Below are 16,393 nucleotides of genomic sequence, written 5' to 3'. Positions count from 1 at the left end.
GACCCGCCGGAAGCAAACGCCGCTCAACGCCCCACTACGACGGGCAATCGACAGGTATCGTCCTCACGTGTCGCCCGCCAGCTCGCCCGATGGTCCGCCGTCACCCGCCCGGCCAGCCAGCTCACCCGGCGACCGGCCTGCCACGAACGCCGCCGACGGGCCACCCCGACCACGTCCAGCAGCCGAGACCGCAGACCTGGCCGAGAGCGCAGACCCAGTCGGACCAACCGGCCAGACCGCGACCACAGAACCGGCCCTGCCGACCGGACAGACCGCGACCACAGAACCGGCCGGACCGGCCGGCGCGGCCGAGCGGGCGACCCGGGACCTGGCGGCCCAGTTCGAGGACGAGAAGCCCGGTCGGGTGCTGTCCGGGCCGGCGGCTCTGCTCCTCGGCACGGTGGCGCTGGCGGTCGGCGCGCTGGCTCTCTGGCAGGTGTTCCGCCCACTCGCGCAGGGCAGCAAGTACTACCTGATCATCTTCCTGGCCGGCGTACTCCCCCTGGTTTTCCTCGCCTACCCGGCCGACCTGCCGCGCTGGGCCCGCCCGCGCCGACGCAGCGACAGCAGCGACAACGCCAGGCCCACCGTCACCGACTGGGTGCTGGCCGCCCTGACTGTGGCGGCCTGCCTGTATCCCGTCCTGCCGATCCACATCGGTACGGGTGGCGGCGGCTACAACGCGTTCCTCGACCGGCAGGGGCTGCTCGCGCCGAGCGACCTGGTGCTGGGTACGGTGCTGCTGCTCCTGCTGCTGGAGGCGTGCCGCCGCACGACAGGTTGGATCCTGCCGGCCGTCTGCCTGCTGTTTCTCGGGTACGGCTACTACGGCGGGTTGCTGCCGCAGTCCTGGCCGGTCGCGCACTCCGGGCTCGACTTCAGCCAACTGGTCGACGCGTTCTACAACTCCGACAGCGGTTTCTACGGCACCCCGTTGGACGTGGCCGCCTCGTACATCGTGCTGTTCACCATCTACGGCGCGGTGCTGGAACTGTCCGGGGCCGGGCGGTTCTTCGTCGACCTGTCGGCTGCGGCGTTCCGCCGCTCCCGTACCGCCGCCGGCCGAACCGCTGTGGCCTCGGGCTTCCTGCTCGGCACCGTGTCCGGCTCCGGGGCGGCGACAACTGTGAGCATCGGCGCGGTCACCTGGCCGCTGCTGCGCCGCGCCGGTTATCCCCCGGAACGGGCCGGCGGCATGTTGGCCGCGGCCGGGGTGGGCGCGATCCTCTCCCCGCCCACTCTTGGTGCGGCGGCGTTCATCATCGCCGAGTACCTGGGCGTGTCCTACCTTCAGGTGCTGGGCTGGGCGACGGTACCGACGGTGCTCTACTACCTGGGCATCCTGCTCGCCGTGGAGATCGACGCCCGCCGGTCGGGCGTACGCCCGGTCGTCCTCGACGTCGACTCGCCGTGGCGGCTGCTGGGCCGGTTCGGCTACCACTTCGCGTCGCTGATCGCGATCATCGTTCTCCTCGCGGTAGGTGTGTCCGCGACGAGGGCCGTCGTCTTCGCCATCGTCCTGGCCGCCGCGCTGTCGTACCTGGACCGCACGCACCGGCTCACCCCGACCCGGCTGGCGACCGCGCTCGTCACCGGCGTACGCGGGGTCCTGGCCGTCACGGCGGTCTGCGCGGCCGCCGGCATCATCACGGCGACCACCACGAAGACCGGTCTCGGGCCGCAGGCGGCGGCGCTGCTGATCGGCGGGGCGCAGGCGGCCACCTCGGACCCGACGCTGGTCCTGGTGCTCACGGCGCTGCTCGCCGCCGTCGCGCTCACTCTGTTGGGCCTGGCCGTGCCGGTTACCGCTTCGTTCGTGATCGGTTGGGTGATCGTCGGCCCGGCCCTGCTCGACCTGGGTGTGACAGCGCCCGCCGCGGCGATGTTCGTCTTCTACTTCGCCGTGCTGTCCGAGGTGTCTCCGCCGACCGCGCTCGCCGCGGTGGCCGCGGCCGCCGTCACCGGAGGCCGGCTGGTGCCGACCATGTGGCAGACCCTGCGGTACGCGCTGCCGGCATACCTGATCCCGATCGCGTTCGTCATCACCCCCGCCGGGCTGGGCCTGCTCGGCATCGGCGGTGTCCAGCGGATCGTCGTCGCCGTCCTGGTCACCGCGCTCGGCGTGGCGGTGCTTGCTGTCGCTGCCGGCGGTTGGCTGCCCGGCGTGGGTCGGGCCGGCGTCCCGGAGCGGGTGCTCGGCGCTCTCGGCGGCGTGACACTGCTCTGGCTCGAACCCGTGCCGGTCGCCCTGGGCACGACGCTGGCCGCCGTCGCGGCGACGGGTGTGTTCCTGCGAGGCCGATCCGCCAGTCGACAACCGACCAACCCTGTCAAGGAGAGACCGTGAGACGAATCGACGTACGGCTCGCAGCGGGCCTGAGCGTGCTCGCCCTCGTCACGACGGGCGTCACCGGCTGCGGAGGCCAGCAGGGCGGCGCGGCCAAGGACGACACGGCCAGCGAGGTCACCTGCGAGGTGACCCGGGAGACGCGCGTGGGCATCGCCACGGGCAACGCGACAGGTGTCTACTACGTGGTCGGCAACGCCCTGGCCGGGCAGTTGTCCGGGGCGACCGGCGGCAAGCTCACCGGCACCGCCGCCGAGACCGGCGCCTCGGTGCAGAACGTCGAGCAGTTGGTCAGTGGCAAGTACGACGTGGCGTTCTCGCTGTTCGACACGGCGGTCAACGCGGTCGAGGGCAAGGGCAGCTTCAGCGCGCCGCAGCCGGTGCAGGCGCTGGCCCGCATCTACGACAACTACACGCAGGTGGTGGTCCGTAAGGACTCCGGAATCACCTCGGTGGCCGGGATGCGCGGCAAGCGGATCTCCACGGGCTCCCCGAAGTCCGGCACCGAGGCGATCGCGAACCGGCTGCTGGAGGCTGCCGGCCTCGACCCGGCCAAGGACGTCCGGGCCCAGCGACTCGACCTCGCCAAGACCGTCGACGGAATGAAGGACGGCAGCATCGACGGGTTCTTCTGGTCCGGTGGCCTGCCCACCGGGGGCGTGACGGACCTGTTCACCACCGCCGGCGACACTGTGGCGTTCGTCGACATCTCGGCGCTGCTGCCGAAGCTGACCGCGCTGAGCCCCGGCTACCAGTCCGGCACGATCGGTCGGGACGTGTACCGGACGGCGACCGACACCCCGACCATCGTCGTACCCAACGTGCTGCTGGTCCGCGAGGACCTGGACGCCAACGTCGCCTGCGCGATCACCCGGACGGTGTTCGACAAGCGCGACGTCCTGGCCCAGGCCAACCCGGCGGCCAAGGGGATCTCGCTGGAGAAGGCCCGCAGGACCCTGCCGGTGCCGCTGCACCGCGGCGCCGAGAAGGCGCTGACGGACCTCGGCGCGAAGTGACGGCCGGTCAGCTGTCGGCCGGGGCGGTGGCGGCGCGGGCCGCGCCGACCAGGCGGTCGGTCTCGGCGAGCAGGGCCTCGTCGTCCGCCGGCGTGCCGGGATCGAGGCGGACCGTCCAGGTCAGACCGTCCACGCCGGCCACCCGCCGGGCCGCGACCCGGGCCGCGCCGCCGGGCACCGGGTGGTGTTCGGTGTACGCGACGGAACGCGTCACCCGGGCCCGCACCTGGTGCGGCAGCTCACCCGGGTCGAGCAGCAGGTACGTCTCGGCCGGCCCGTCGGCGACAACTGTGTAGCCGTCGCGCTCGACGACCGTCTCGGCGGGCGTGACGGTCAGCTCCCGACCGGACCAGACCGCCTTGAGGACGTCGTGCCAGCCGATGCGGTGCCCCCGACCGGGCAGCCACAGCCCGAGGTTGCTGGCCACGACGACCCCGTCGCCCTCGCCGTTGCCCGCCGCCGACCAGGCGAGCACCCGCTCGTCGGCGGCCAGCGGTGGCCGGTCGGCCGGAGGCAGCTTCGGCTTGCGGCTGAACAGTCCCATCTAGAGCCCTCCCGCGGCCTGCTCGCGCAACGCCCGGGCATGCTGCTCCAGCGACAGCAGTTCGCCGAAGGCCGCGAAGTACTCGTCCTTGTTGTTGACCGGGTTGATCCGCTGGATGCGCGACTTGAGGTCGCGGATGCGGGCCGTCACCGACCCGAACTGCACCCGGGCCATGGTGATCGACACGTAGCGCGGGTCCGGTTCACCGTCGATCCGCAGCGGCTCCACGGCCAGCTCGCCGACCAGCGCCGCAGAGGCCAGGTCGTCGCACGCGTCGCGGACCTTCTCGATCCAGACGGCGCCGCCGGTCGCCGACACGGCCCCACCGGCCTGCGCGACGGCAGTCCGCACGCCGACGTGCACCGGGTTGCGGTATTCGGTCGCCTCGACCGCGTCGAACATCGGCCCGGCCAGCACCGGCTGTTGCAGGGCGAGCTTCAACGCCTCGCGTTCGACCATCGACTGCGGGCTGTCCACTGCCGGTTCGGGACGGGCCGGAGCAGGTCGTGGGGCGGGTGCGGCGTCCCGTCCGCCGCCGGACGGCGGAGTGTTGGCGGCGGCGAGCACCGCCCGCTGCACCGGCTCGATCTCCATGCCGAGGTCCATGGCGAGCTTGCGGACGTACTCCGGGCGCTTCTCCCGGTCTTTCAACTGCGCGACAAGCGGCGCGGCCCGGCGCATCGCCTCGACCCGCCCGTCGACGGTGTCCAGGTCGAAGCGGCTGATCTCGTGGCGCAGCGCGAAGTCGACCAGGGGCTCGCGCCGGGCGACCAGGTCGCGGACCGCCAGGTCGCCCTTGGCCAACCGCAGGTCGCACGGGTCCATGTTGTCGGGGCTGACCGCGATGAACGTCCGACCCACGAAGCGCTGGTCGTCGGAGAAGGCACGCAGCGCCGCCTTCTGCCCGGCGGCGTCCCCGTCGAAGGTGAAGATGATCTCGCCGGCCACCGAGTCGGTGTCCAGCAGGAGCCGGCGCAGCACCCCGATGTGGTCCGCGCCGAACGCGGTGCCGCAGGTCGCCACCGCCGTCGTCACCCCGGCCAGGTGGCAGGCCATCACGTCGGTGTAACCCTCGACGATCACCGCCCGACCCTGCTTGGCGATCTCCCGCTTGGCCTGGTCGATGCCGTAGAGCACGTGCGACTTCTTGTAGATCGGCGTCTCGGGGGTGTTCAGGTACTTCGGGCCGTCGTCGTCGTCGAAGAGCTTGCGCGCGCCGAAGCCGATCACGTCGCCGGCGAGGTCCCGGATCGGCCACAGCAGCCGGCGCCGGAACCGGTCGATGAGCGTGCCCGAGCGGGCTTCCCGGGACAGCCCGGCGGTGACCAGCTCCTGATGGGTGAAGCCCTGCTGGCGCAGGTGCTTGGTGAGCAGGTCCCAGCCGTCCGGTGCGAACCCGCACCCGTAGCGCTCGGCGGCGGCCCGGTCGAAGCCCCGTTTCGCCAGGAACTCCCGGGCCGGCCGCGCCCCGGCGGTGCTGAGTTGCGCCCGGTAGAAATCGACAGCGGCGGCGTGCGCGGCGACGAGGCGCTGCCGTTGGCCCTGCTGCGGGCGGGGACGCGGGGTGCTCCGGTCGTCCTCGACGTAGCGCAGCTGGATGCCGGCACGCCCGGCCAGCCGCTCGACCGACTCGACGAAGCTGAGGTGCTCCGCGTCCATCAGGAACTTGATCGCGTCGCCGCCGGCCCCGCAGCCGAAGCAGTACCAGACGTTGCGGGCGGGCGAGACGTTGAACGACGGGCTCTTCTCGTCGTGGAACGGGCACAGGCCCTTGAGGTTGCCGCCGCCGGCGGACTTCAGGGTGACCGTCTCGGAGATCACATCCCCGATCGAGGTGCGTTCCCGGACCAGTGCGATGTCCTCGTCCCGGATCCGCCCAGCCATGCGCCACCCCCTCGGCGTACATCCTGCCCTGCCGGACCGATGACACGCCGGCCGGGGGACACCGGTGTGGCGGGGGCCGCCGTCGGGCTCGCCCGTTCCGGCCCGGCCGCCGGGCCCGCGCGGGGACCATGACCAGATGCGGAGGGTACGCGGTGACGGCGCCCGCCGGCCGCGCCGGATCCTCGGCCGGCTGGGGCTGCCTGGCGTGGCGCCCGCCCAGGACGAGGCCGGCCACCGGCACGCCACCTGGCTCGAACTCTTCCTCGACCTCATCTTCGTGTACGCGCTGGCGGCCGTCGTACGTCGGCTCGGCGACGACCCGACCCCGGCGCCGACGGCCGTGCTGGCCGTGATCGGGCTGTTCCTGGTGATCCAGTGGTGCTGGCTGGGGCAGGTCTTCTACGACAACCGGTTCGACCCGGACGACGCGCTGCACCGGCTGCTGGTGCTGGTCGCCCTGGTCGGCGCCGGCGCGATGACGCTCGGCGTCGACGAGGTGCCCGAGAGCGTGCTGCTTCCGGTGGGATACCTGATCGTGCGGGGTGTGCTGCTCCTGCTGTATCTGCGGGCCCGGCCGACCAGCCCGATGGCCCGGACGGTGACCACGATCTACCTGCTCGGGTTCGGGTCGGGCTGGCTCATCTGGCTGGCCTCGCTCGTCGCACCCACCGGGTCGCGCACGACGCTGTGGATCATCGCGATGGTCATCGAGCTGGCCACCCCCTGGGTCGGCCGGCGCTGGCTCAACGATTGGCCAGTGGACAACCGGCACCTGCCCGAGCGCATCGGCCAGTTCACGATCATCGTGTTGGGCAGCGCGATGGCCAACCTGCTCTTCGCGGTGCCGGATCACCCCCCGCCGCACATGATCCTGACGGCCGGGCTGGCCTTCCTCATCCCGGCCGCCGTCTGGTGGGCCTACACCGCCTTCGTCACCACCCGCGTGCTGCAGAGCCGACTGCGCGGCGGGCAGGCGTACGGCTATCTGCACTTCCCGCTCGGCGGTGCCCTGTTGCTGCTGGGCTGGGCCCTCGGTCAGGTGGTCCGACTGGTCGACGACAGCGTGGCCCGCATGCCGCTCGAACTGCGACTGGCGCTGGCCGCCTCAGTGATCGTCTGGACGTTGTGCGGGCTGGCCCTGTCCTGGCTGTGGGCCCGGCCGAGCGCGAGCCGGCTGGCGATCACCGGCTACGGGATCGTCTCGGTCGGCGTGGTCACCACCTGGGTGCGTGAACCGCGGCCGATGCTGCTGCTGCTCGCGGTGGCGATCGTCGGGTACGCCGTGCTGCTCAGCCGGGCCCTCGGCAAACTCGACGAGGACCCGGCAGCCGGCGCCTGACGGTCAGGCCGCGGCCGGCTCCTCGGCGGCGACCTGCCGGTTCCAGTCCGCCTTGCTCGAGCGCCAGCCCTCGTCGTCCATGCCGCGCCGCCAGTAGCCGGAGATGGAGAGCCGGTCGGCCGGCACGCCGCGCTCGCCGCGCAGCAGTCGGCGCAGCTCCCGGACGAACGTCGCCTCGCCGTGCACGAAGGCGTGCACCGAACCGGGCGGGAACTCCAGCTCGCGCACCGCCGCCACCAGGGCGTCGCCCACCGGTCGGTCACCCCGGTGCAGCCAGGTCAGCTCCACGGCGCCGGGGCTGAGCAGCTGCTGCTCCTCCGCCGGGTCGGCGATCTCGACGAGGACCCGGGCCGCAGCGCCCAACGGCAGCCGTTCCAGGGCGGCGGCGATCGCTGGCAGGGCGCTCTCGTCGCCCACCAGGAGGTGCCAGTCGGCGTCCGGGTCCGGCGCGTACGCCCCACCCGGGCCGACGAAGTGCACCGGGTCGCCCGGGCGCAGCGCCGCGGCCCACGGGCCGGCCAGCCCCTCGTCGCCGTGGTGCACCACGTCCACGGTCAACTCCCCGGCGAGGGGGTCCCACCGCCGCACGGTGTACGCGCGCAGCCGGGGCCACTGCTCCCGGGGCAGGTCACGGCGGATCGCGGCGAGGTCCAGCGGCTGCGGGTACGCGACGCCGGGCACCGGAAAGACCAGCTTGATGTAGTGGTCGGTGAACTCGCCCACCGGCAGCCCGGTCAGCTCTTCCCCACCGAGGACGAGCCGGATCAGGTGCGGGGTGGGTCGCTCGGTGCGCAGCACCTGGACCGAGGTGACGTTCCTTGGGCGTTCCGTCATGCAGTTAGGTTAGCCTAAGTTGCCGCATCCGCCTCGGGCGGTGCGCCGCCGCCGACCAGACGGGCGTGCCAACTCATCGCCCCCGGGTCGGTGAGCGAGGCGATCTGGTCGATCACCACGCGCAGCCGGGCCGCGTCGTCGGGCGCGGCCCGCCACAGCGGGGCGAACACCGGGTCGAGCCCGTCCGGGGCCCGTCCGACGAGCGCCGCCGCCAACTCGGCAAGCATCGTCCGCTGCCGCTCGTAGCGACCCCGAAAGCCGGTGCGTCGCATCACGTAGCGCAGGGCGATGCCCTTGAGCAGCGCGCACTGCGCCCGGACCGGTCTCGGCACCACCAGATCGGCGGCGTAGCGGCGGTGCGGCCCGGGGCCGTACCGCTCCTCGGTGGCCGTCACCGCCGCGGACACGAACCGACCGGTCAGGCCGCTCGTGGTGGCCTTCAGCGCGACCTGGGCACGGTGGCTGCCGTCGTACCCGGCGAGCGGGGCGAGCAGCGGGTCAGCCAGCAGCTCGATCAGCACCTCGGCCAGGTCGGCCGGCGACTCCCCGGAGTAGGCGGCGGCCACGTCGGCACAGAGCGCCGCCCGCTCGTCGGCGTCCACGAGCAGCGGGCGCAGCCCGACGTACCCGCCGTGGATGCCGTCCTCCACGTCGTGCACCGAGTACGCGACGTCGTCGGCCCAGTCCATCACCTGCGCCTCCAGGCAGCGCCGGTCGCCGGGCGCACCGGCCCGGATCCAGCCGAAGACCGCCGCGTCGTCGGCGTACACCCCGAACTTGCGCTGCCCGTCGCGGCGCGGCCAGGGATACTTGCCGATTGCGTCGAGCGACGCCCGGGTGAGGTTCAGCCCGGCCGACGAACCGTCCGGGGCGAGCACCTTCGCCTCCAGGCGGGTCAGCACCCGCAGCGTCTGCGCGTTGCCCTCGAAGCCGCCGCAGGGCGCGGCGAGCAGGTCCAGAGCTGCCTCGCCGTTGTGCCCGAACGGCGGGTGCCCGAGGTCGTGGGCGAGCCCGGCGACGTCCACCACGTCCGGGTCGCACCCCAGCCGGGCGCCCATCTCCCGGGCGATCTGGGCCACCTCTAGCGAGTGGGTGAGCCGGGTCCGCAGGAAGTCGTCGGTGCCGGCGGTGTGCACCTGGGTCTTGGTGGCCAGCCGGCGGAACGCCGCGGAGTGCAGCACCCGGGCACGGTCACGCTCGTACGGTGAACGGCGGTGCCCGGTGTCCTTGGGCGGCTCCTCGACCAACCTGGCGTCGGCGCGGTTCACTTCTGACGCAGGACGCAGAACTCGTTGCCCTCCGGATCGGCCAGGACCGTCCACTCGACGTCACCCTGCCCGATGTCGACGTGCCGGGCGCCCATGTCGACAAGACGCTCGACCTCGGCCTCCTGGTCGACCGGGCGGAGGTCGAGATGCAACCGGTTCTTGCGCTCCTTGGCGTCGGTCACCGGAACGAAGACCAACCCGGGAAGGCGGTCGGCGGACTGGCGGATCTCCACCTCGTCCGGTCGCTCGGTGACCACCTGGTATCCGAGCGCCTCGGCCCACCAGCGGGCCAGTCGGGCCGGATCGCGGGCGTCGATGGTCAGGTTCTCCCAGACGCTGGTCATACAGCCACCTCTCCCGTCGACGGCGGACACAGCCGGCCGTGTGTGAGCGAGCCAAGGTTACGCCCGCCGATGCCGCTCGACCTGCCCGCGACGCAGCACCGGCGCGCGCGCAACCGCCGATCGGCCCCCAGTTGCCGACCGATCGCCGTGGGTTACGGGCTCGCGGGTACACGTGGCCACCGGTAGCGTTCCCAGCGCGGAACGTGACCAACCGATCGAGGCGCGGAGCCGACCGGCAGGGAGACGCTCGTGGATGCAGGCATGGTGGTGGGCAACGAACTGCTCGGGCTGCGGCGACGCCGACCCGAGGTCGCCGGCGCCGTACTGGCCGGCACCGACGGGCTGCTCATCTCCAGCGACCTGCCGAGCACCGACGCCACCCACCTCGCCGCGCTCGCTGCGGCCAGCTACGGGCTCGGTCACCGGGTCGCCGACACGGTCCGGCGGGGTGAGTTCCGCGAGTCGGTGGTGTGCACCACCGACGGCTGCGTGGTCACCTACCCGGCCGGGCGCAGCGCCCTGCTGACACTGGTCACCGGGTCGGCGGCGAACGATCTGGACGGGCTGCACGAGGAGGCCCGGGCGGTGGCGCACCGGGCCGGCCGTGTGCTGGACACCCGTGGCGGCGGGATCGGCGCCACTGCGGTGCCCGACGCGCACGCGCCGCTGGCCGTGCGTACCCCGATGGCGACCCTGCCGACGCAGCTGCGCCGCTCGGCCCGACCCACCTGGCGTCGCCCACCGATCTGAGCGCCGACGCCGGCGACGGCCGCCGGTTGGTCTGAGCGCGCGGGGACGGCCCGGCCCGCAGCCTGGTCTGAGCGCACTGGTGCCGGTCCGGCCGGCAGCATGGGCGCGCTGGCGGCGGCCCGGTCGTTCGGGCCGCCGCCGGCGCCCGCGTCAGCGGCTGTCCGACCCGTCGGTCTCAACTGCCGCCCGGCCGGCCTCCAGGCGGGCCACCGGCACCCGGAACGGCGAGCAGGACACGTAGTCCAGGCCGACCTCGTGGAAGAAGTGCACCGAGTCCGGGTCACCGCCGTGCTCGCCGCAGACACCGAGCTTCAGCCCGGGCCGGGCCGCCCGGCCCTCCTCGGCGGCGATCCGCACCAGCCGGCCCACGCCGTCACGGTCGATCGACTCGAACGGCGAGATGCCGAAGATGCCCAGCTCCAGGTAGCGCCAGAAGAACGCGCCCTCGACGTCGTCGCGGGAGAAGCCCCAGCCCATCTGGGTCAGGTCGTTGGTGCCGAAGGAGAAGAACTCGGCCGCCTCGGCGATCTGCCCGGCGGTCAGCGCCGCCCGGGGCACCTCGATCATGGTGCCGATCAGCACCTCGACGCCGCTGTCCCGGACCACCTCAGCGATGATCTTCTCGGCCTCGGCGCGGACCGTCTCCAGCTCCTGCACGGCTCCGACCAGCGGCACCATGATCTCCGGCTTGGCCACCCGCCCCTCCCGGGCGCAGGCCACCGCCGCCTCCGCGATGGCCCGGACCTGCATCGCGAACAGGCCGGGGATGACCAGTCCGAGACGGACGCCGCGCAGCCCGAGCATCGGGTTCTCCTCGTGCATCCGCCGGACGGCGGCGAGCAACGCCTCCTCCTTGGCCACGTCCTCGCCACGTTCCTGGGCGACAGCGACGTTGACGGCGAGCTGCTCCAGCGGCGGCAGGAACTCGTGCAGCGGCGGGTCGATCAGCCGGACGGTGACCGGCAGCCCGTCCATCTCCCGGAAGATCTCCTCGAAGTCGGCCCGCTGCAACGGCAGAAGGGCCTCCAGCGCCGCCTCCCGCTCGTCCGCGGCGCGGGCCAGGATCAGCCGCTCGACCAGCTCGCGCCGGTCACCGAGGAACATGTGCTCGGTGCGGCACAGCCCGATGCCCTCGGCGCCGAAGCGCCGGGCCCGGGCGGCGTCCGCGCCGGTGTCGGCGTTCGTGCGGACCGCCAGCCGCCGCTTGCCGTCGGCGCGCGTCATGATCCGGTGTACGGCCCGGACGAGCGCGTTGTCGACGTGCTCGGGGTCGAGGCTGCCCTCGAAGTACTGCACGACCTCCGACGGCATGACCGGCACCTCACCGAGGTACACCTTGCCGGTGGTGCCGTCGATGGACACGACGTCGCCCTCGTTGACGGTCTGCCCGGCCACGGTGAACCGCTTCGCCGGCACGTTCACGTCGATCGCGTCGGCGCCGGAGACGCAGGTCTTGCCCATGCCACGGGCCACCACTGCGGCGTGGCTGGTCTTGCCGCCGCGCGAGGTGAGAATGCCCTGGGCGGCGATCATGCCGTTCAGGTCGTCCGGGTTGGTCTCCCGGCGGACCAGGATCACCGACTTGCCCTCGGCGGCCAGCTCGACGGCCCGCGCGGAGGTGAAGACCACAGTGCCGGACGCCGCGCCCGGTGAGGCGCCGATGCCCGTGGCGACCGGCTCGAACTCGTGGTCGAGCTGGAAGCGGGGAAACATGAGCTGGGCGAGCTGCGCGCCGTTGACCCTGTGCAGCGCCTCGTCCTCATCGATCAGGCCCTCGTCGACGAGCTGCCCGGCGATCACGAACGCTGCGGCGGCCGTCCGCTTGCCGACGCGGGTCTGCAACATCCACAGCTTGCCGCGCTCGATGGTGAACTCGATGTCGCACAGATCCCGGTAGTGCTCCTCCAACCGGGCCATGATGCCGAGCAGCTCGTCGTAGGACGACTTGTCGAGCTGCTCCAACTCCTGCAACGGCACCGTGTTGCGGATGCCGGCGACCACGTCCTCGCCCTGGGCGTTGGCCAGGTAGTCGCCGTAGATGCCCTGCGCGCCGCTGCCCGGGTCGCGGGTGAACGCGACCCCGGTGCCGGAGTCGGGGCCGAGGTTGCCGAAGACCATGGTCACCACGTTGACCGCGGTGCCGAGGTCGGCCGGGATGCGCTCCTGGCGGCGGTAGAGCACCGCGCGCTCGGCGTTCCACGACTCGAACACCGCCCGGATGGCCAGGTCGAGCTGCTCACGCGGCTGCTGCGGGAACTCCCGACCGGTGTGCTTGGCGAAGATCTTCTTGTACGCGTCGACCAGCCCGCGCAGGTCGTCCGCGTCCAGGTCGAGGTCGTTGTGCGTGCCCTTGGCGCTCTTGGCCTCGTCGAGGGCGTGCTCGAACTCCTCGCCCGGCACCTCGCAGACGGTCTTGCCGAACATCTGGATCAGCCGGCGGTAGGAGTCCCAGGCGAACCTGTCGTTCCCGCCGGCCTGGGCGGAGAGCCCCACCACGCTCTGGTCGTTGAGGCCGACGTTGAGGACGGTCTCCATCATGCCGGGCATGGAGAACTTGGCCCCGGAGCGGACGGACACCAGCAGCGGGTCCTGCGGGTCGCCGAGGCGCTTGCCCATCGCCCGTTCCAGCGCCTCCAGGTGCGCCTCGATCTGACCGGCGAGGCCGTCCGGCTCCCGCCCGGTCGTGAGGTACGCCTGGCACGCCTCGGTCGTGATGGTGAAGCCGGGCGGGACGGGCAGGCCGAGGTTGGTCATCTCGGCGAGGTTCGCGCCCTTGCCGCCGAGCAGGTCCTTGAGATCCTTGTTGCCCTCGGAGAAGTCGTAGACGTACTTGTGTTCGTCGGTCTCTTGCGCTGCCACCAGAGCCTCCCACGCGCGCCGGATTGACACTTAACGAAGGTTCAGGGCGAAGGTTAAGCGAAGATCGGGTGGCCTGGGACCGTTCGGTGACAATAGGCACAGCCATCACGACTATCCGCGTTCGTACCGGTTTTTGGGAACGCTTCCACGCGCACGATCACGCAATATCCCCGGTCCTCGTATTGTTGACGCCACTGGTTCTGCCGAAGCTCGCTTTTGCCATATCCGACGCGAAATAACCCCTTCCGGAGCCGTCGTCGTGTCCTCCCTCCCGATCTCCTCCCCCACCCCCGAGCCGTCCACCGCCGCCGACCCGGTCGCGCTGCCCGCGCACCAGCCGGAGGCCGCGGACCTGGCCGCGCTCGCCGCGCGCACGGCCGGCGACGACCTGCTCGCCCCCGCGGTACGCCTCGACGACGTCGTACCGGCACCGGAACGGGTCGAAGCGGATCCCACCGCGTCCTTCGTGCTCACCGCGGACACGGCCATCCGGGTCACCGCCGACCCGGGCGCCCGCACGGTGGCCGACCACCTCGCCGAGCTGCTCCGACCGGCAACCGGGTTCCTCCTGCCGGTAGCCGACGACACCCGTGCGGACGGGCCGACCGGCACGCTGACGCTCACCCTGGCCGCCACGCCCACCAGCCCGACCCCCGCCACCGAGCGACCGACCACCGACCTCGGGGCCCAGGGCTACCGCCTCGACGTGACCGCCGCCGAGGTACGCCTCGTCGCCGACACCCCGACCGGCCTCTTCCACGGCGTCCAGACGATCCGGCAACTGCTCCCCGCCGCCGTGGAGAGCCCGACCCCGGTGACCACGCGCTGGGCGCTGCCCGGCGGCACGATCCTGGACCGCCCCCGCTTCCCCTACCGGGGCGCGATGCTCGACGTCGCGCGACACTTCTTCACCGTCGAGGACGTCCTGCGGGCGATCGACCACCTCGCCCGCTACAAGCTCAACCACCTGCACCTGCACCTCACCGACGACCAGGGGTGGCGCATCGCCGTCGACTCCTGGCCGAAGCTGGCCACCGTCGGCGGGGCGAGCGAGGTCGGCGGCGGCCCCGGCGGGCACTACACCAAGGCGGACTACCGGCGGATCGTCTCCCACGCGGCCGCCCGCCACGTCACCGTCGTCCCCGAGATCGACCTGCCCGGCCACACCAACGCGGCACTCGTCGCGTACCCCCAGCTCGCACCGGACAAGCTCGCGCCGCCGCCGTACACCGGCACCGAGGTCGGCTTCAGCTACGTCGACCCGGCCGACGAGCAGACGTACGACTTCATCGCCGACGTACTCGGCGAGGTCGCCGCCCTCACCCCCGGTCCGTGGCTGCACATCGGCGGCGACGAGGCGTTCAAGGTCAAGGGTGCCGTCTACACCGATTTCGTGGAGAGGGCGCAACGGATCGTCGCCGACACCGGCAAGGCCGTCGTGGGCTGGCACCAGCTCGCCCCGGCGGCGCACCTCGACGGGCGGGTCCTGCAATGGTGGGGCACCGACGCCGACGATCCCACCACTGCCGACGCGGTCCGGCGGGGCGCCCGGCTGATCCTCTCCCCCGGCAACCACGCGTACCTGGACATGAAGTACGCCGAGGACACCCCGATCGGGCACGACTGGGCCGGCCTCATCGACGTACGTCGGGCGTACGACTGGGATCCGGGCACGCACGTCGCCGACGTGCCCAGCACTGCCGTGCTCGGCGTGGAGGCCCCGCTGTGGACCGAGTCGGTCACCTCGCTCACCGACATCGAGTTCATGCTGTTTCCCCGGCTGCCCGCCATCGCCGAGCTGGGCTGGTCACCCCGCGCCACGCACGACTGGGCCGGGTTCCGCGAGCGCCTGGCCGGGCACGGCCCGCGCTGGTCCACCGCCGGGATCACCTTCCACCGCTCCCCCGAGATCCCCTGGCCGGCGACCCCCACGGTCCCCCGACAGAACCGCGCACCCCGGAACGACACGACAACCCACTGAAGGCGCGACCAACCGCGAGGTCACGCCTTCAGTGGCATGCCGCCCCACCCGGGCGGACACCGCGCACGCACGTGCCGGCGGGTCATGATCGTGCTCGATCCTTGACGTAGTGCCCTCGCCCGCTCGTCGAGGGGCCTCTTTCCAGGATCGAGCACGATCATGGGCCGGTCGTGGACCGCGTGGGGATGATCGACTCGGGTTCGCCGATTTTGGGGTGTCCCGCGTGACCGGATACCCCGACATCGGCGATGTCGAGTCGATCAACCGCCGGCGGTGTGGGCGGTCCCGGTTCCGGGTGGGCGGCATGCCTGGTGCGGCGGTGGCGCGAGCCTGACATCGCCGAAGTCGCGTTGATCAACCGCCCGACTGGCGTCAGATGTCCGTTTCGCTCTTCTCGGGCCGGTGCGGTGGTCACCGCAGGGGTGGTTTGTCCGGTGTCGGCGGTGCGGTGAGCCTGAGGTCGCCGTGCAGTGGTGTGCCGCCCACCCCAGGCGGACACCGCGCATGAGATGTGCCGGCGGGCATGATCGTGCTCGATCCTTGATGTAGTGGCCTCGCCCGCTCGTCGAGGGGCCTCTTTCCAGGATCGAGCATGATCGTGGGGCCGGCCGTCGGCCCGCGCGGACATGATCGACTCGGGTTCGCCGATGTCGGGGTGTCCCGGGCGTCCGGATACCCCGATATCGCCGATGTCGAGTCGATCAACCACCGGCGGTCGCAGGTGCCCGATCTGGCCGAGAGTTTTGGGTGGTTTGAGCGTCGCCGTCCCGTGACCGGTGGCACCCTGGCGGCGGAATCGGGGACCCGGCCGGGTCGTTATACCTGGCATGGCGCCGCGACCTACGGGCTAGCGGCGCACCGCAGCCGCCGGGAACACCCACCCGGCCGCCCACGGTTACACCCCCGCACCGCCAAGCACCACCGGCCAGCCCGCGGGGACAGCCGCCGGGAACACCCACCCGGCCGCCACGGTTACACCCCCCGCACGGCCGAGCACCGCCGGCCGTCCCCGGTCCGGGAAGTACGCCGGCGGAATGATGCGCCACCCCGGGCTGTTGCACCACCCTCCGGGACACCCCCGCGCAGGCCCCTGTCGGGCCGCCGGACCTGGTCCCCGTGAACTTCCCGCCCGGCACACGCACCCCCGTTTGTGTGTCGGCGCGTATCCCCCCGATGCAGAGGAGCACGCCATCATGCGTACCGATCTGATCCGTAAGACCGCCCTGA

General features: G+C 72.3%; 10 protein-coding genes and 1 pseudogene. 5 read left to right on the top strand and 6 right to left on the bottom strand.

The window, feature by feature from the left end:
• Nucleotides 1-67 precede the first annotated feature (67 nt).
• Together B0E54_RS26620 and B0E54_RS26615 are read left to right on the top strand one after the other, a co-directional pair.
• Nucleotides 68-2,347, top strand: a complete 2,280-nt coding sequence (locus tag B0E54_RS26620; RefSeq protein ID WP_374109322.1) for a TRAP transporter fused permease subunit — start codon at nucleotides 68-70, stop codon at nucleotides 2,345-2,347.
• Nucleotides 2,344-3,363, top strand: coding sequence for a TAXI family TRAP transporter solute-binding subunit (locus B0E54_RS26615; RefSeq protein ID WP_234588884.1), 1,020 nt, complete (start codon nucleotides 2,344-2,346; stop codon nucleotides 3,361-3,363). Before B0E54_RS26620 ends, B0E54_RS26615 begins: the two co-directional genes overlap by 4 nt.
• 7 nt (nucleotides 3,364-3,370) lie before the next feature.
• Here B0E54_RS26615 and B0E54_RS26610 read toward each other — a convergent pair whose 3' ends face one another.
• Both B0E54_RS26610 and dnaG read right to left on the bottom strand, forming a co-directional pair.
• The gene (locus B0E54_RS26610; RefSeq protein ID WP_234588883.1) at nucleotides 3,371-3,907 is read right to left on the bottom strand and encodes a hypothetical protein; all 537 of its coding nucleotides are present in this window, start codon (nucleotides 3,905-3,907) and stop codon (nucleotides 3,371-3,373) included.
• Nucleotides 3,908-5,813 (bottom strand): annotated as a pseudogene (dnaG, locus tag B0E54_RS26605) (DNA primase).
• Between the two features lie 114 nt (nucleotides 5,814-5,927).
• Between dnaG and B0E54_RS26600 the strand changes: the two are divergent.
• The gene (locus B0E54_RS26600; RefSeq protein ID WP_234588882.1) at nucleotides 5,928-7,130 is read left to right on the top strand and encodes a low temperature requirement protein A; all 1,203 of its coding nucleotides are present in this window, start codon (nucleotides 5,928-5,930) and stop codon (nucleotides 7,128-7,130) included.
• Nucleotides 7,131-7,133: 3 nt separating this feature from the next.
• On the opposite strand, the gene B0E54_RS26595 is transcribed toward B0E54_RS26600, so the two are convergent.
• Genes B0E54_RS26595 through B0E54_RS26585 form a run of 3 tightly spaced genes read right to left on the bottom strand, consistent with a single transcriptional unit; the run spans nucleotide 7,134 to nucleotide 9,576 of the window.
• Nucleotides 7,134-7,964 carry a siderophore-interacting protein gene (locus tag B0E54_RS26595; protein ID WP_234588881.1) on the bottom strand — a complete coding sequence of 277 codons (831 nt, stop codon included), beginning with the start codon at nucleotides 7,962-7,964 and terminating at the stop codon, nucleotides 7,134-7,136.
• 14 nt (nucleotides 7,965-7,978) lie between these two features.
• Complete coding sequence (locus B0E54_RS26590; RefSeq protein WP_234588880.1) at nucleotides 7,979-9,232, bottom strand: deoxyguanosinetriphosphate triphosphohydrolase; 1,254 nt, start codon at nucleotides 9,230-9,232, stop codon at nucleotides 7,979-7,981.
• Nucleotides 9,229-9,576: a VOC family protein gene (locus B0E54_RS26585; protein WP_234588879.1), complete on the bottom strand. Its 348-nt coding sequence runs from the start codon at nucleotides 9,574-9,576 to the stop codon at nucleotides 9,229-9,231. Before B0E54_RS26585 ends, B0E54_RS26590 begins: the two co-directional genes overlap by 4 nt.
• Nucleotides 9,577-9,825: 249 nt before the next feature.
• On the opposite strand from B0E54_RS26585, the gene B0E54_RS26580 reads away from it, so the two are divergent.
• Nucleotides 9,826-10,326 carry a roadblock/LC7 domain-containing protein gene (locus B0E54_RS26580; RefSeq protein ID WP_234588878.1) on the top strand — a complete coding sequence of 167 codons (501 nt, stop codon included), beginning with the start codon at nucleotides 9,826-9,828 and terminating at the stop codon, nucleotides 10,324-10,326.
• Between the two features lie 150 nt (nucleotides 10,327-10,476).
• Here the strand turns inward: B0E54_RS26580 and ppdK are convergent, their stop codons facing one another.
• Nucleotides 10,477-13,185, bottom strand: a complete 2,709-nt coding sequence (ppdK, locus tag B0E54_RS26575; RefSeq protein WP_234588877.1) for a pyruvate, phosphate dikinase — start codon at nucleotides 13,183-13,185, stop codon at nucleotides 10,477-10,479.
• Nucleotides 13,186-13,444: 259 nt separating this feature from the next.
• Here ppdK and B0E54_RS26570 point away from each other — a divergent pair, with 259 nt between their 5' ends.
• Entirely contained in the window at nucleotides 13,445-15,166 is a 1,722-nt protein-coding gene (locus tag B0E54_RS26570) for a beta-N-acetylhexosaminidase (RefSeq protein ID WP_374109321.1), read from the top strand.
• Nucleotides 15,167-16,393: the final 1,227 nt, after the last annotated feature.

Source organism: Micromonospora sp. MH99, assembly GCF_021442385.1.
Lineage (GTDB): Bacteria > Actinomycetota > Actinomycetes > Mycobacteriales > Micromonosporaceae > Micromonospora.
The sequence above is the reverse complement of the archived record's forward strand: the minus strand, read 5'-3'. Positions and strand labels throughout refer to the sequence as shown.

Excerpts from the sequence above, each read along its gene's own strand:
- B0E54_RS26600 (WP_234588882.1), top strand. The coding sequence starts at position 5,928 with ATGCGGAGGGTACGCGGTGACGGCGCCCGCCGGCCGCGCCGGATCCTC.
- B0E54_RS26585 (WP_234588879.1), bottom strand. The coding sequence starts at position 9,576 with ATGACCAGCGTCTGGGAGAACCTGACCATCGACGCCCGCGATCCGGCC.
- B0E54_RS26595 (WP_234588881.1), bottom strand. The coding sequence starts at position 7,964 with ATGACGGAACGCCCAAGGAACGTCACCTCGGTCCAGGTGCTGCGCACC.
- B0E54_RS26610 (WP_234588883.1), bottom strand. The coding sequence starts at position 3,907 with ATGGGACTGTTCAGCCGCAAGCCGAAGCTGCCTCCGGCCGACCGGCCA.